Source organism: Hyphomicrobium sp. (assembly GCF_036833075.1).
In the GTDB taxonomy this organism is placed as follows: Bacteria; Pseudomonadota; Alphaproteobacteria; order Rhizobiales; family Hyphomicrobiaceae; genus Hyphomicrobium_C.
Genome location: NZ_DAITQL010000021.1, coordinates 1 through 13,074, shown reverse-complemented (window position 1 = coordinate 13,074; position 13,074 = coordinate 1). Strand labels below are relative to the sequence as shown.

14 protein-coding genes and 1 tRNA gene are annotated in these 13,074 nt (G+C 65.7%); 7 read left to right on the top strand and 8 right to left on the bottom strand.

The features are described 5' to 3' along the window. Positions 1 to 2: 2 nt before the first annotated feature. Positions 3 to 428 (bottom strand): DUF805 domain-containing protein, encoded by a 426-nt coding sequence (locus V7082_RS08515; RefSeq protein ID WP_334147664.1) that lies wholly within the window; start codon positions 426 to 428, stop codon positions 3 to 5. Positions 429 to 759: 331 nt separating this feature from the next. Here V7082_RS08515 and V7082_RS08510 point away from each other — a divergent pair, with 331 nt between their 5' ends. Next, on the top strand, positions 760 to 1,056 hold the full coding sequence (locus V7082_RS08510; protein WP_334147663.1) for a hypothetical protein: 297 nt from the start codon (positions 760 to 762) through the stop codon (positions 1,054 to 1,056). Between the two features lie 271 nt (positions 1,057 to 1,327). On the opposite strand, the gene V7082_RS08505 is transcribed toward V7082_RS08510, so the two are convergent. Further along, positions 1,328 to 1,879, bottom strand: coding sequence for a hypothetical protein (locus tag V7082_RS08505; protein ID WP_334147662.1), 552 nt, complete (start codon positions 1,877 to 1,879; stop codon positions 1,328 to 1,330). 209 nt (positions 1,880 to 2,088) lie between these two features. On the opposite strand from V7082_RS08505, the gene V7082_RS08500 reads away from it, so the two are divergent. Next, a complete protein-coding gene (locus tag V7082_RS08500) occupies positions 2,089 to 2,787 on the top strand; it encodes a Crp/Fnr family transcriptional regulator (RefSeq protein WP_334147660.1) in 699 nt (232 codons plus the stop codon). 135 nt (positions 2,788 to 2,922) lie between these two features. On the opposite strand, the gene V7082_RS08495 is transcribed toward V7082_RS08500, so the two are convergent. Further along, a complete protein-coding gene (locus V7082_RS08495) occupies positions 2,923 to 3,597 on the bottom strand; it encodes a Crp/Fnr family transcriptional regulator (RefSeq protein WP_334147658.1) in 675 nt (224 codons plus the stop codon). Between the two features lie 262 nt (positions 3,598 to 3,859). Beyond that, positions 3,860 to 4,240 (bottom strand): group III truncated hemoglobin, encoded by a 381-nt coding sequence (locus V7082_RS08490; RefSeq protein WP_334147656.1) that lies wholly within the window; start codon positions 4,238 to 4,240, stop codon positions 3,860 to 3,862. 156 nt (positions 4,241 to 4,396) lie between these two features. Between V7082_RS08490 and V7082_RS08485 the strand changes: the two genes are divergently transcribed. Together V7082_RS08485 and V7082_RS08480 are read left to right on the top strand one after the other, a co-directional pair. After that, positions 4,397 to 4,834 carry an Rrf2 family transcriptional regulator gene (locus V7082_RS08485; protein WP_334147654.1) on the top strand — a complete coding sequence of 146 codons (438 nt, stop codon included), beginning with the start codon at positions 4,397 to 4,399 and terminating at the stop codon, positions 4,832 to 4,834. Between the two features lie 58 nt (positions 4,835 to 4,892). Further along, positions 4,893 to 5,861 (top strand): NAD(P)H-dependent flavin oxidoreductase, encoded by a 969-nt coding sequence (locus tag V7082_RS08480; protein ID WP_334147652.1) that lies wholly within the window; start codon positions 4,893 to 4,895, stop codon positions 5,859 to 5,861. A gap of 84 nt (positions 5,862 to 5,945) precedes the next feature. On the opposite strand, the gene V7082_RS08475 is transcribed toward V7082_RS08480, so the two are convergent. After that, positions 5,946 to 6,383: a universal stress protein gene (locus V7082_RS08475; RefSeq protein WP_334147650.1), complete on the bottom strand. Its 438-nt coding sequence runs from the start codon at positions 6,381 to 6,383 to the stop codon at positions 5,946 to 5,948. A gap of 154 nt (positions 6,384 to 6,537) precedes the next feature. On the opposite strand from V7082_RS08475, the gene V7082_RS08470 reads away from it, so the two are divergent. The 3 genes from V7082_RS08470 to V7082_RS08460 all read left to right on the top strand — a co-directional run bounded on the left by V7082_RS08470 (position 6,538) and on the right by V7082_RS08460 (position 9,329). Further along, a complete protein-coding gene (locus tag V7082_RS08470; RefSeq protein WP_334147648.1) occupies positions 6,538 to 7,722 on the top strand; it encodes a lipase family protein in 1,185 nt (394 codons plus the stop codon). A 151-nt stretch (positions 7,723 to 7,873) separates the two neighbouring features. Continuing rightward, a tRNA-Thr gene (locus V7082_RS08465) sits at positions 7,874 to 7,948 on the top strand. A gap of 448 nt (positions 7,949 to 8,396) precedes the next feature. Then, the gene (locus tag V7082_RS08460; RefSeq protein ID WP_334147646.1) at positions 8,397 to 9,329 is read left to right on the top strand and encodes a LysR family transcriptional regulator; all 933 of its coding nucleotides are present in this window, start codon (positions 8,397 to 8,399) and stop codon (positions 9,327 to 9,329) included. A gap of 30 nt (positions 9,330 to 9,359) precedes the next feature. Here V7082_RS08460 and V7082_RS08455 read toward each other — a convergent pair whose 3' ends face one another. The 3 genes from V7082_RS08455 to V7082_RS08445 all read right to left on the bottom strand — a co-directional run. Beyond that, positions 9,360 to 10,445, bottom strand: a complete 1,086-nt coding sequence (locus tag V7082_RS08455) for a DUF4340 domain-containing protein (protein ID WP_334147644.1) — start codon at positions 10,443 to 10,445, stop codon at positions 9,360 to 9,362. Positions 10,446 to 10,476: 31 nt separating this feature from the next. Beyond that, entirely contained in the window at positions 10,477 to 12,507 is a 2,031-nt protein-coding gene (locus V7082_RS08450; RefSeq protein WP_334147642.1) for a Gldg family protein, read from the bottom strand. A 10-nt stretch (positions 12,508 to 12,517) separates the two neighbouring features. Next, a partial coding sequence (locus V7082_RS08445) for an ABC transporter permease (RefSeq protein ID WP_334147640.1) occupies positions 12,518 to 13,074 on the bottom strand: 557 nt, incomplete at its 5' end.

The window sequence follows — 13,074 nt, the reverse complement described above, 5'->3', positions numbered from 1 at the left end:
GCTCATGCCGTCTCGGGGCTGCGGATGCACGCCAGAAGCGCGGGGATGGCCGCGGCAACGAGCGTCCAGAAAACGAGCGTATCCGGATCGGAAGCGAACGGCGCCAGGAAGTAGCCGGAGCCCCATCCGCAGATGAGGAGGAAAACCGGGGCGGCGAGGGCTGCGACGGTCCAGCGCCGGCGGCCGGTGGCATTCAGCCGCTTCGCGCTCAGTGCCGTGAAGGCATAGAGACAGATGAGCGCCCATAGAACCGCGGCCATGGTCGGGATTTCGGGGGCGGCGTTCATGCTCTCATCGAAGCTTCCGTCGTTGAAGAGACCGATGCCGACGAGCGCGGCTGCGGAGATCGCGGCCGTGCCGAGCAGCCATTCTCTGCGGCTCGCCCGGCCTTTCAACGAAAAAAGGAGATCGATGAGATAGCCGGTCATGCCTTCCCCTCCTGTTTTCGTGGTGCGCGGGGCCGTGACCTCGTGGCAGACGGAGCATCGAGAGGCGACAGCCGGGTCAAGGGCCAGAGAAATCGCGTAGCGCTTGCCTCATGTATTGCGCAAGCGGTTTGATGGCGCCATCAAACCGTGGAGGTTTTGCAGCCTTGCGCTCCTGCCAGCCCCGCGAACGCCCGCGCGTTAATGCCATCCCTCTCTTGAGCCACAGCCTAGCGGCGCCAGTCCCCTTCGGTTTGACCCAGGTCAAAGCGGGGATCGGGCGCTCGGCGACATAGTTTTCAAGAGCAATCCCGCCCTTCGGACCGACGACGCCATGCGCAACGCCGCCCTGATATCCCTTCTTGCCGCGTTCGTTCTTTCTCCCGCGCTTGCGGAGGACGAGCCGCCGGTGCCCAACGAAGGGCCCTGGCGGATCATTCTCAGAGATCAGCTCAAGAACGAGAAAGCGTGCGACTTGAACGAGGTTTTGACCTACCAGGAGATTCCGCTCGGCACCGATGTCGGCGTCGACGGCCGCGTGTCCTGCTTCGACGGGCGCGAGTTCAACTTCACGCGCAAGGCCAAGCACCAGAAGTTCTCGCTCGAGGTCTGCTCGCCGGCGGTGTGCTAGGTTGCGGACTCATGATTGGGTGGGCATTGACGCGAGGACTTTCGTGCTGCCGGCAGGAGCGAAAGCGCAGCAAACCTCCATGGTTTGCAAGCTTTCGCGACGAACCGGGAGCGCGAAAGGACCGCGCCCCTACGGGGTGAACCAAGACAAGCCAATGGCGGCGTCAAACCGCTTGCCCGATGCATAAGCATCGAGCTGCGCGATTTTCCTGGCCCTTGGCTTGTCTTGGCTCATCAATGTCCCATCCAATCATGAGTCCGCAACCTCATCCTCAATCCCAGAGATCGAGGATGAGGTTGACGGGAAACGACGGCGCGTCGCGGGTTGCGGCCCAGCGGTCGAGGGCGTGACGGTCGGCTGTCTCGAGGACATTGGGAAGCATCCCGTCCAATGCCGATTCCGTCGCGTGATGGCGGCCCCTCAGGCCGACCACCTCCGTCAATGTGGCCGCGACACCGTCGGCGGGCGTCATCCGGCCGGCGATGAAACCGCTCAGGATGATCGTAACCCCGCGATGGCGCTCGCCGATCTCGGCATGCTCGCGGCTCAGCCGATTGAGCAGGGCACGGGTGTCCAGCGTCGCGTCCTTGCTCTTGGTGAGAATCGGAAACAGGGCTTCGTCCTGGAAGTCGGCGTGCTCGGACCAGCTCGGCTCAAGGACGACATTCAGCACGCGCGCGATGCGCTGGGCGACGGCGGGCGGAGGGTGTTCCGCGAGGCTCGCCAACCCCTTGTCGATCTCGGCCTGGAGGTGACGATCCGCCGCAAGCCTTTGGCCGAGGTCGATCGTCTGCCGGGGGGGTGTCGCACGTGGGGGAGGCATGGCCGGACCTTCGTTCGCAAGTCCGACTGACCATAACGCCGCAGCTCCAGGGTCCTTTGATTGGGATCATGTCCATCCCACCGGACCTCCGAGTGTTACAAACTCTCACAAATCGTCACGACCCCTACATACGCATGGTGCGTAACCCCTCTTAAATCCGGGCATCGCACCAAAGGCGCACCGCTCAGTCATGCGGTCGAGGAGAGACGATGCTGGCGACCCATTCCCCTGAGGCCCGTCCTCATGCGCAGCGCACGCAAAGCCCCCGACAGGACGTCCGCGAGAGCCGGTCGCTCGAAGAGCGGCTGACGCAAGCGTCCGAGCGGCGGCTCGAGCCCAAGGAGCACGTGTTCTGCGAAGGCGATCAGCGCAGCCATGTGTATCGGGTCGAGGAGGGCGTGATCGCCATCTACAAGACGCTGTTCGACGGCCGGCGTCGCATCATCGACTTTGCCTATCCGGGAGATTTCATCGGCCTCGGCGTGCTCGGCGAGCACATCATGAGCGCCCAGGCCACCTGCCCCGCACGAGTGCGCTGCCTGTCGGCCTCCGCCCTGGAAAGCCTTGCCGAGACCGACGCCTCGCTGGCGCTCAAGCTCTATAAGTCCGTCTGCCAGGATCTGGCGGCCGCGCGCAGCCTGCTGGTCACGGTCGGGCAGCGCAGCGCCGTCGAGCGGATGGCGGCGTTTCTGCTGGCGCTTTACCGGCGCGGCGCGGGGGGGACCGAGGGCGCGATCAAGCTTGCCATGCGCCGCAGCGATATCGCGGATCTGCTCGGGCTCACGATCGAAACGGTCAGCCGGACCTTCACGAAGCTGCGCGAGATGGGCGTGATCGAGGTCGAGCAGGGCGGAACGACGGTGATGCTCCTCGATACCGAGCGCTTGGCGGACCTCGCCAACGAGTAATGACCCCCGGTGCTGCGGTTTTCGCCGCGGATGGGGTAGGGGATCCGGCTCTTTTCAACCGGAAGGATGAGCGAAACGGAAAAAGGCCACGCGATCTCCCGCGCGGCCTTTCGCGTGTCCGGTCTCGGGCGTTCGTCAGGCTGCGTCGGCGAGCCTCTGCAGGGTCAGCGGATCGACGATCCTGAGGCCGCCCGGGGTGTCTCGCACCGCGCCTTCTCTTTTGAGGCACAACAGAGCCGCGCTGAGCTTGTCGATGCTCATGTCGAGCTGGCGTGCGACAAAGCCCGCGGTAATGTCGTCGGAAATGAGATCCGGATCGCGGCCTTCGGGGCCGTTCATGCTGGAGAGCGCCAAAAGGAAATTCGCGACGCGCGCGGCTGCCGGGGCCGGCTCTGCGGCGAGGGCCCTGTCGCGCAGGTAGTCGAACTCCCGCTCGACGGCGGATGCCAGCCGGAACGAGAGGCGGTCGTCGCTGTCGAGCGCCGCCGAGAACGCCTCCTCCGGAACGAGGCTTACGACCGTATCGACCATCGCCTGCGCCGTGCTCACGTGGTGCGCAAGATGGCCGAGGCCGACGATGTCGCCGGGGAATGCGAACTCGATGACGTCGTGGCGTCCGTCCGCCCAAAGCATGTAATGACACACGGTTCCGCGCTCGATGCGATAGAGCGTGCGCGTATTGCCGGGCTGGAAGAGAATCTCGCCTGTTGCCACGGTCTGGAGCACGAGACCGGTATCGCTCGACGCCTGGGAGGGCTTTCCGCCGTCAATGCCTGGGTCGAAATTTTCTGTCTGGCAAACGGTTGCCATAACGCATTACTCCAACGTCTCCGCCGAGATTTAGTTTTTCACCTCGCCACAATCAAGTCTAATTAATAAACGCGACAATCGGGTAAGGCGCTCGCCGTTATCCTAAACTTTGAGCGAGCGTGGCTGTTCCTTGGGGAACTTCCGAAATTTCATATCCCGGATTTCGATCCGTAAGAGGATGACATAACATCCATTTTTTTACGGCATTCGACTTTCGTACCAATAACATGCGCCGACCAATTCGGTGGAGCAGGGGTGCCGGTTAGGCCTCGGCGAATTTGACCGCCGCGCCCGGCGGGCATTCGCCGCGCTGGATGCTGATCCCGAGGTGCAGGGATTCGGCGATGCGTTCGGCGCGGTCGATAAAGAGCGCCGCCGGGGGGCCGGGACAGACGGCGTTGGCGGTTGTGCGGAACAGCGCCAGCCAGCGCTCGAAGTGCGTGCGCGAGATTTCCGCAATCGCCATGTGGACCGGCATGGGGCGGCCCTTATAGCGTCCCGTCATCAGCACCACCGAGGACCAGAAGGCTGACAACTTATCGAGATGTTCGGGCCAGTTATCGATGCGCGCCTCGAAGATCGGACCGAGCATCGGATCGCGCCGTACCTCGGCATAGAAAGCGTGGACCAGCTCCCGGATCATCGGCTCCGTGATCCCGGCGGCGAGACCGGGGGCCTTCGGATGGGGCTCGTGCTGCATTGCGGCAATGCCTTCTTGCGAAATAAGATATATTCATAATACATCTTACGCGGCGCGCAGGGTCAAGGTATGCCGATGTGGCATTTCGGCGGAGGTTTCATGCGGCTCACCCAGCTTTCCGATTTTTCGATGCGTGCGCTCATGTATCTCGGAACGAATCCCGGCCGTCTGGTGACCATCCAGGAGATTGCCAGAGCCTACGGTATTTCCGAGAACCATCTCATGAAAGTGGTGCATCGGCTGGCACAGCACGGGTTCGTCGAGACCGTGCGGGGGCGCGGCGGCGGCTTGCGGCTCAAGGGGCCGGCGGAGAAGATCCGCCTCGGAGCCGTGGTGCGTGCGGTCGAGGAGGATTTCCGTCTGGTGGAATGCTTCGGAACGGGCGACACGTGCCGCATCACCAACGTCTGCCGGCTGAAGATCGCGCTCAATCAGGCGCTGGGCGCCTTCATGGCGTCGCTCGACCAATGGACGCTCGCCGACCTGGTGCAAAACCCCAAGGCGCTCGCGGAAGCGCTGGCGATCGACGCGGCATGAGGGAATTCGGACGCGTCGCGGATCACGATCTTCAAGGATAGGGCCCAAGGACAGCATCATGGCTCTTTCGACCCGTCTCACCGAGCGATTTGGGATCTCGCATCCGATCGTCTCAGCGCCCATGGCGTTTGCCGCCGGCGGGCGTCTGGCGGCGGCTGTGTCCGAGAGCGGCGGGCTCGGCCTCATCGGCGGCGGCTACGGCGACAGGGCGTGGCTCACCGAGCAACTGGCGCAGGTCGGCTCGTCGCCGTTCGGCTGCGGGTTCATCACCTGGTCGCTTGCGCGGCAGCCGGAACTTCTGGATCTCGTGCTCGAGCGGGGGCCTAAAGCGGTTTTCCTCTCGTTCGGCGATCCGGCGCCGTTTGCCCCGCGGATCAAGGAGGCCGGCGCCGCCTTGATCTGCCAGGTGCAGACCCGGCGCGATGCCGCGCACGCGCTCGATTGCGGGGCGGACGTGATCGTCGCCCAGGGCGCGGAGGCCGGCGGGCACGGGGAGATCCGGGCGACGTTCACGCTGGTGCCCGAGGTGGCGGACCTCATCCGGCAGCGGGCGCCGGACACCTTGCTCTGTGCTGCGGGCGGCGTCGGGGACGGCCGCGGGCTCGCGGCGGCGCTCATGCTCGGGGCAGACGGTGTTCTCGTCGGGTCGCGGCTGTGGGCCACGCAAGAGGCCAACGTGGGACCGAGAATGCACGCGGCGGCGCTGGCCGCGAATGGCGACGATACGATCCGCTCGCAGGTCATGGACCTCGCGCGCAAGCTCGACTGGCCGCCGCGCTACACGGCGCGCGTGCTCAAGAACACGTATATCGCCCGCTGGCACGGGCGCGAGGCGGAGCTGATGTCGGTTGCGGATGAGGAGGCTGCCAAGTACCGCGCGGCCTGGGCGGCGGACGACCCGGAGGGCAGCAATACGTTCGTTGGTGAGGCCGTCGGTCTGATCGCGGACGTCGTGCCCGCGCGGGATGTCATCCAGCGGATGGTCGCGGAGGCCGAGGAGCAGCTTCAGCGTTTCCGTCGGACATGAGCCCCGAGGCAGGCTCGGGTGTCCTGACGACGGCATTGGGCGCGGAGCTTCCGTGCTGCGCTTTTGCTCCCGCGGGCGTCGGGCTCAGCGGCAGATGAGGACCGGGATCGTGCTGTGGGTCAGCACCTTGATGGCCTGGCTGCCGAGCAGGAAGCGCATCAGACCGCGCCGTCCGTGGGACGCCATGACGATGAGGTCGCACCCGTGCTTCTCCGCCGTCTCGACGATGCCTTCGGCGGGAAACTGATCCTTGACGTGCAGCGTCGTGCAGTCGACGGCCGCCGCCTTGGCCGTGTCCGCGACGGCGGTGAGGATCTGGGCCGCGTTGGCCGCGACGCTTTCGTCGTACTCCTTGATGGGAAACGCCATGGCGACTTCACCCGGGGCGACGGCGACCCAGGGCTCGGTGACGTTGATGGCCGTCACCTTCGCGCTGAGGCCCTTGGCGATTTCCAACCCTTGTGCGACGGCTTTCTGCGCGAGCTCCGAGCCATCGGTTGCGATCAGGATATGCTTGAACATGAGGCCTCGCTCTTTCGGTTCGATGATCCACGCTGCGGCCGCGACGGGGGTTCGCTTCGCAGTCTAGTCGATATCGGCACGCTTTGGCTTTCCGGATATCCTGCGGCTGTTCCAGTATGGTGACGTCGTTCGCCGCGTCCGGAGGTCGCCCGTCTTGATCCATCTCGCATGCCGCCGCCATTGGCCGATGACCTTGATCCTGGTCAATTTTTTTGTGCTCGCAGTGATTTCGGGAGGCGGAGGGGCGCGTGCGGACACCGAGGTTCAGCCGGCCCTTCTCGCCGGGTCCAAACCCGGGACGGTATTCAGGGTCTGGCCGCTCGAGGGCGGCGTCAACTCCGGCTACAAAGGGTATCGCGTCCTCTACCGGTCGACGGACTACAACGAGCGGCCTGTTGCCGTGACCGGGGCCGTCCTCTTTCCCGCCGCTTCCGCTGCAAAACCGCGGGACGTGGTGGCCTGGGCGCACCCGACCACCGGCGTCGTTTCCAGATGCGCGCCGACTCTCATTCCGGACCTCGCCGGCACGATCATGGGCATCGACGATCTGACCGACGCCGGTTACGTGATCGTCGCCACCGATTACGTCGGGCTCGGCACCAAGGACCATCATCCCTATCTCGTGGGGGTGAGCGCGGCGCGGGCGGTCATCGATTCCGTGCGGGCGGCGCGGCAACTCAAGGACGCGGGAGCGGGGCATCGGTTCGCCGTCTGGGGTCATTCTCAAGGTGGACATGGCGCGCTGTTCACGGGGCTCGGCGCGTCGGCCTATGCGCCGGAGCTGACGCTCGTCGGCGTGGCCGCCGCCGCGCCAGCCACCGAGCTCGTCGATCTTTTCGAAGCGGACCGCGAAACCCCGAGCGGGCGGTCGCTGACGTCGATGACGGTGCTGTCCTGGTCGCGCGTGTTCGGTTTTCCGCTCGACCGCTTCGTGGAAAAACGGGCGATGCCGAGGTTCGAGGCGCTCGCGGGAGACTGCATCGAGACCATCGCGGACTTCATGAAGGAGAGCGAGGACGAGAAGGCGCTGGCGCACGCGTTCCTGAAGGTCGACCCGGTCCGCACCCCGGAGCTGCGGGCGATCATGGATCGGAACACACCGGGGGCGCTGCCGGCCGGTACGCCCGTTTTCATCGCCCAGGGCACGGCGGACGACCTCGTTCGGCCCGCCGTCACGCGGGCTTACGTTTCGTCTCTCTGCCGGGGCGGCGCGCACGTGAAGCTGCACACCATGCCGGGCGGTGGGCACATGTGGGCGGGCCGCGACAGCGCCTCGGCGGCGGTGGCCTGGATCGGCCAGCGCTTCAAGGGTCACGCGCCGCCGGACGATTGCCGGTGACGGGAGTTTCGAAGGTGAAGGAATTTTCGGCGTAGCCAGGTTGCTCTCCGCGTCCGGGTCGGGTAGATCAACGCAGCGCGGGTGCCGGTCGCTTCGCCCGCGCGGGTGCATCAACCTATTGCGCTGAGATCAAAGCGATTTTCTTGGGTAAGCTGCCGTAGCTCAGTGGTAGAGCACTCCCTTGGTAAGGGAGAGGTCGCAAGTTCAATCCTCGCCGGCAGCACCAGAACTTCCCATAAAATCAATTTGCTAACCTTGGATCCTTGGGTCTTTCCGGCTCGGCGGAAGCACGGCCGTGCGCGCAATCGGCGCGCCTGGATCCCAGCCGCCCCGCCCATGCGGAGCGGGGCTCCGCCATTATAGGTGCGGGGCGCGGCAGTCCAAACTCAACGTCACTCCGGCGAAGGCCGGTGTCCAGACACCCTTCCGTATACCGAGCGGCGCACCGTTCTGGTTACGGGCACGTACGTGACGGTCATGGGCCCATCGACGGCTAATAAGCTCAATCCCGACAATGGCGGTTCAAAATAAATAGCGCGCGGTTTCGTTCCATCGCTAATGCGGATTACTGACATTTCTTGTGAGGCAACTATTGTGCAATATATGAAAGTCGGTTTAGTTGTCGCCCTGCACGAACTTCAAAGACGCTGTTCTGAGGTTGGGACGGGACCGCCATGGACAAGCTCGATGCGATGAACGTGTTGACCAAGGTGGTCGCGACCGGAAGTTTCGCCGAGGCTGCCCGACGTCTCGGCGTCACTCGCTCCGCTATCAGCAAGGCCATCACCCAGCTCGAGCATGAGCTCGGTGCGCGCCTTCTCGACAGGACGACACGGCGCGTCACGCCGACCGAGGTGGGGCTTGCGTACTACGAACGGTGTCTCGGCATTCTCGCCCAGATCGCGGAGACGGAGGCGCAGATCTCACGCCTTCACGATGAGCCTAAGGGCGTGCTCAAGGTCAACGCGCCGATGTCGTTCGGCACGCTCTATCTCGGGGCGGCCATTGCCGACTTCATGGACCGCTATCGCGACCTCAAGGTCGAGCTGACGCTGACCGACCGAATGATCGATCCGCTCGAGGAGGGCGTGGACATCACGGTGCGCATCGGCACGCTCGCCGACTCGAGCCTGATCGCGCGGCGCATCGCGACGGCCCGCATGATGCTGGCTGCAAGCCCTGACTACATCTCCCGCCACGGGGCGCCGAAAGCCCCCTCCGATCTCTCGCAGCACAAATGCCTCCACTACGGGCATTCGACCACCGTCCCGCGCTGGCAGCTCACCGACAACGATACGATCGTCTCGGTGCCGGTGACGGCCTGTCTCAGCTCCAACAATGGCGATACGCTGCGCGACGCGGCGGTCAAGGGCATCGGCATCGCCCGTCTGCCGAGCTTCATCATCGGCGGCGACATCGTGTCGGGGCGGCTCAGGACCGTGCTGCCCGACTATCCGCCGCAGGAGCTTACCATCCACGCGCTCTATGCGCCGAACCGGTTCCTCGCCGCCAAGTCGCGCGTGTTCATCGACTTCCTCGTCGAGCGGTTCTCGCGGCCGTCGTGGGAAAAGTGCGAGCGGGCCAGGGTGGTCGAGAAGGCGCGCTGAGGCGCCTGTAGGGCGCCGCCGACCGGGGCGCTACGGCGTGGGGATTGCGAACGGAGCGCCGGGGCCGGGGTGCGGCGCGCCTCCTGCGGATGCCTCGATGTCCTCGAGCAGGTCGGCTTCCTTCTTCAGCATCGTGTCCACCTTCGACGGCAGGACCTCGAACTCCCAGCCGTCCGTGCGGGCGCGGATGTCGGCGGCGGCTTTCTTCGCGTCGCCCTCGCCCGAGGGGTCGATGGCGATCCAGGTGCCGCCGTCCTCGCCGCGCCGCACGTGGAGCGCGATCTTGAGGCCGCCGTCGGTCTCGAAGCGCACGGTTCCGGCCTCGGTCTCCGGCGTCGCAGGCTGCTTGCGCACGCGCTCGAAGTCGAGGAACGAGGCCGCCTCGACGATGTTGTCGATCATGTTGACGTATTTGACCTTCTTGCCGGACGGAATGGCCGCGAGAGCGTGGCTGCCGTCGTCGTTGCGCTTCAGCGTGTAGGGCGGCTCGCCACGGACCTCGACGGTGAGGTCCTTGATCCTTTCGGTCTGGGTCTCGAACACGCGCGGGTTGGCCCAGTCCTTGAGCGCGGACCCTCCCGGGATGGCCGTGCTCGCGAGCCAGCTCTGCTCGTCGCCCGGCCTGCGCACATAGGTGCCGCCCGTGCCTTGCCCGGCGGCGGGTGCTGCGCCCGTCCTCTGCTTGCCGGCAATGATCTCGCCCAACGTGCGCCCGGCCGCGTCCTCGAGCGTGATGAGACGGGCATTGGAGCTCTTGCTGGCCGGGTCGTCGACCTCGAGCAGGCCATAGCGGTCGGCGACGCGCGTCTTGGGCTCGAGAAGCTTGGCGTCCGTCAACGCGAGCAGAAGCGCGCGGACTTTCTCGTTCATCGCCGGGTAGCCGTCCTGGCTGGTCACGCGCCACACCTCTCCGTCCCGCTCGATGGTCAGCGGCTTGCCGCCCTGGGTGACGACGATGCGGTCGATGCTCGCGGCCTCGGAGGCGAGGGCCGGGAAGAGCTTGCCGGTGCCGAGGGCCTCTCCGGTCCACGGCGCGCGGAGGGAATAGACCGCGATGGCTGCGATCAGGGAGAGTGCGGCTACGGTGGCGAGGGCTGCAAACTGCTTGGGCGTCATCGCTCTTCTCTCTCGGTCTTGATCTCGGCGGTCACGATTTCCCGGGCGTGCGGCGGGACCGCCAGACCGTCCAGCCGATGCCGCCGGCCGCGATCAGCAGGGGAACGAGGGCGATGTTGGCGAACTTCAGCCAGCCGTCGAGCCGGTCGATGCTTTGGCTCAGCGCACGCTTCACCTGGCGCAGCTCGCCGCGGGTCTCGAGCATCTGGTTCTTGAAGGCGTCGATGGCCGCGCGCTCCCGATCGGACACGATGACGTTGCCGCCGGCGGCTGCGCTCGTCGTCTGCAGTTTCTCGAGCTCCTGCTCGACGGACTTGAGTCTCGCGGTCAGCGCTTCCTCCTTCTCGCGGAACTTGCGCTCGGCATCGCGGCGCAGGTCCTCGACGAGGGTGAAGGTGCGGTCCTTGATGCCGCGTCCGCGGAGCGCGATCAGCGCATCGCTGCCGGAGAGGTTCTCGAGCGCACCGACGACGAAGGCGCCGTTGCTGGCGGACGGCATCACGAACTGCTGGCCGAGCATCTCGCGGCTCTCGACCCAAAAGCGGTCGGCCATGAGATCGGTGTCCGCGATGACGATGGCGTTGATGCGGCCCGAAGCGACGTGGCCGGGCCCGGGCTTCTGCCCGGTGGGCGGCGTCTCTGCGGGTTTGGCCTCCTCTTTCGCGGAGCCGGCGGACGTGCCGTTGGCCTTGCCGTCCGTCGTCCCGGCCTGCGGGTCGCCTTTCTTCGGCGTACCGTCCGGGAACGCGGTTCCGGCTTCGCCGTCGATGCGCGCGGCGAGAACCAGCGGCGTTCCGCCCGGCACGTAGTTGCGTAGAAGGGCTACGGGGTCGCCGCCCATGCCGACCTTGGAGGTGTCGACCACCATGGCCTCGGACGAGGTCCTCAGGATGGGCGTCACCGCGGTCGTCGCGCCGGCCACCGGCGAGAGGATGCCGGCGGAGGCGAGGTTCAGGGTCTCGATGCCGCTCGAGAGAACGTCGCGCTGGTCGATATTGGACTGGTCGAGGCTGAGCCAGGCCACGTACTCCGTCACCATGCCGTCCTCGCCGCGTCCGAACTGAACGCGGCGTGCGTGGCGAATGTCGGCCGCCGTCTTCTTGGGGTCGAAGTCGATGCCCCAGGCTTTCAGGAGCCGCGCGAGCTCGGCGCGGCCCTCGCCCTGCTTCTGCATCAGCTCGAACTGGGCCGCCTCGGCCATCGGGTCGATCATCACGAGCAGCTTTCCGCCCTTCAGCGCGTACTGGTCGATGGCGTAGGCGGCCTCCGGCGTCAGTTGGGTCGGCTGGGCGACGAGCAGCACGTCGATGTGCGAGGGAATCTCCTTGGCGCTCTGCTCGATGCTCTCAACGTCAAAGAACTCGCGGATCTGGCTCATCATGATCCAGGGCGGGGTCTGCTGCTGCGTCATCGGGTTCTGGCCGCCGTCGAGCGGTAGGGACGTCATGACGCCGACGGTGGGCTTCTTCGGGTCGGAGAGCGTGTGGATGAGCTTCGTGATGTCGTATTCGACGAAGTTGCCGCGGCTCGGAGTGAAGAAGCCGATCACCTCCCGGTTGTCGGTGGCGTTCTCGGCGACGAGACCGAAGTATCCCATCTCGCCCTCGGCGTTGAGGCGCTGCCCGCTCAAGCCGGCCGCGACGGCCTGATCCTCGGCGTCGGAGAACGGTGCGGGATCCAGGATCTCGAGCTCGAGCTTGCCGCCGGAAATGCGCTGGAACTCCTCGAGCAGCGCGCGCACGCGGTCGAAATAGCGCGCGTAGGAGGGGGCGACCTCGCCGAGCTTGCTCGAGAAATAGAGACGCGCCTTGATCGGCTCGTCCATGGCGCGGAGGACCGCGACCGAGCCGGGGGAGATCGAATAGAGCTTGTCCTGGGTGAGGTCGGCTTTCCAGCCTCCGAGCGTCTCGGAGGCGATAAGATTGATGGAGAGGAGCGTGACGGCCGCCAGCGCGAGGCCGCCCCAGGCGAGGCGCGCGGGGGAAAGGCGCGAAGCGCGCGAAACGAGGCCGGAGAAGGCGGAGGCGACGCGAGTGCGGAAGGCGGCGGGGCGTTCTGTCATTGCGCGGACCTCAAGCGGATTTCCTCTGGCCGACGGCGATCGCATTGGCGAACAGCGCGAAGGCGATGACGGAGACGAAGAAGACGATCGAGTCGAGACGAAGGACGCCGCGCGTGATCTCCTCGTAATGGGTGAGGAAGCTCATGCTCGATACGGCATCGGCGACGATGCGGGGCGTCCAGAGGCGCAACGTGTTCTGGACGAGCTCCATGCCGCTCGTGACCAGTAGGAAGCAGACGGTGGCCGACAGGATGAAGGCGATGACCTGGTTCCTGGTCAGCGCCGAGATGAAGGCGCCGATGGCGAGGAAGGCGCCGGCGACGAGGAAGCTTCCGAGGTAGCTCGCGAGGATGACGCCGTTGTCGGGATTGCCGAGCACGTTGACGGTGATCCAGATCGGGAACGTCAGCGCCAGCGCGAGGCCGATGAAGGCCCAGGCGGCGGCGAACTTGCCGAGGATGGCCTCGGTGGGGGAGACCGGCAGCGTCATCAGGAGCTCGATGGTGCCGCTTTTGCGCTCCTCGGCCCAGAGCCGCATGGCGACGGCGGGAACGAGCAGCAGGTAGA

What these genes read in the sequence shown, in the direction of transcription:
- V7082_RS08515 (WP_334147664.1), bottom strand. Translation starts at nt 428, where the DNA reads ATGACCGGCTATCTCATCGATCTCCTTTTTTCGTTGAAAGGCCGGGCG.
- V7082_RS08510 (WP_334147663.1), top strand. Translation starts at nt 760, where the DNA reads ATGCGCAACGCCGCCCTGATATCCCTTCTTGCCGCGTTCGTTCTTTCT.
- V7082_RS08505 (WP_334147662.1), bottom strand. Translation starts at nt 1,879, where the DNA reads ATGCCTCCCCCACGTGCGACACCCCCCCGGCAGACGATCGACCTCGGC.
- V7082_RS08500 (WP_334147660.1), top strand. Translation starts at nt 2,089, where the DNA reads ATGCTGGCGACCCATTCCCCTGAGGCCCGTCCTCATGCGCAGCGCACG.
- V7082_RS08495 (WP_334147658.1), bottom strand. Translation starts at nt 3,597, where the DNA reads ATGGCAACCGTTTGCCAGACAGAAAATTTCGACCCAGGCATTGACGGC.
- V7082_RS08490 (WP_334147656.1), bottom strand. Translation starts at nt 4,240, where the DNA reads ATGATCCGGGAGCTGGTCCACGCTTTCTATGCCGAGGTACGGCGCGAT.
- V7082_RS08485 (WP_334147654.1), top strand. Translation starts at nt 4,397, where the DNA reads ATGCGGCTCACCCAGCTTTCCGATTTTTCGATGCGTGCGCTCATGTAT.
- V7082_RS08480 (WP_334147652.1), top strand. Translation starts at nt 4,893, where the DNA reads ATGGCTCTTTCGACCCGTCTCACCGAGCGATTTGGGATCTCGCATCCG.
- V7082_RS08475 (WP_334147650.1), bottom strand. Translation starts at nt 6,383, where the DNA reads ATGTTCAAGCATATCCTGATCGCAACCGATGGCTCGGAGCTCGCGCAG.
- V7082_RS08460 (WP_334147646.1), top strand. Translation starts at nt 8,397, where the DNA reads ATGGACAAGCTCGATGCGATGAACGTGTTGACCAAGGTGGTCGCGACC.
- V7082_RS08455 (WP_334147644.1), bottom strand. Translation starts at nt 10,445, where the DNA reads ATGACGCCCAAGCAGTTTGCAGCCCTCGCCACCGTAGCCGCACTCTCC.
- V7082_RS08450 (WP_334147642.1), bottom strand. Translation starts at nt 12,507, where the DNA reads ATGACAGAACGCCCCGCCGCCTTCCGCACTCGCGTCGCCTCCGCCTTC.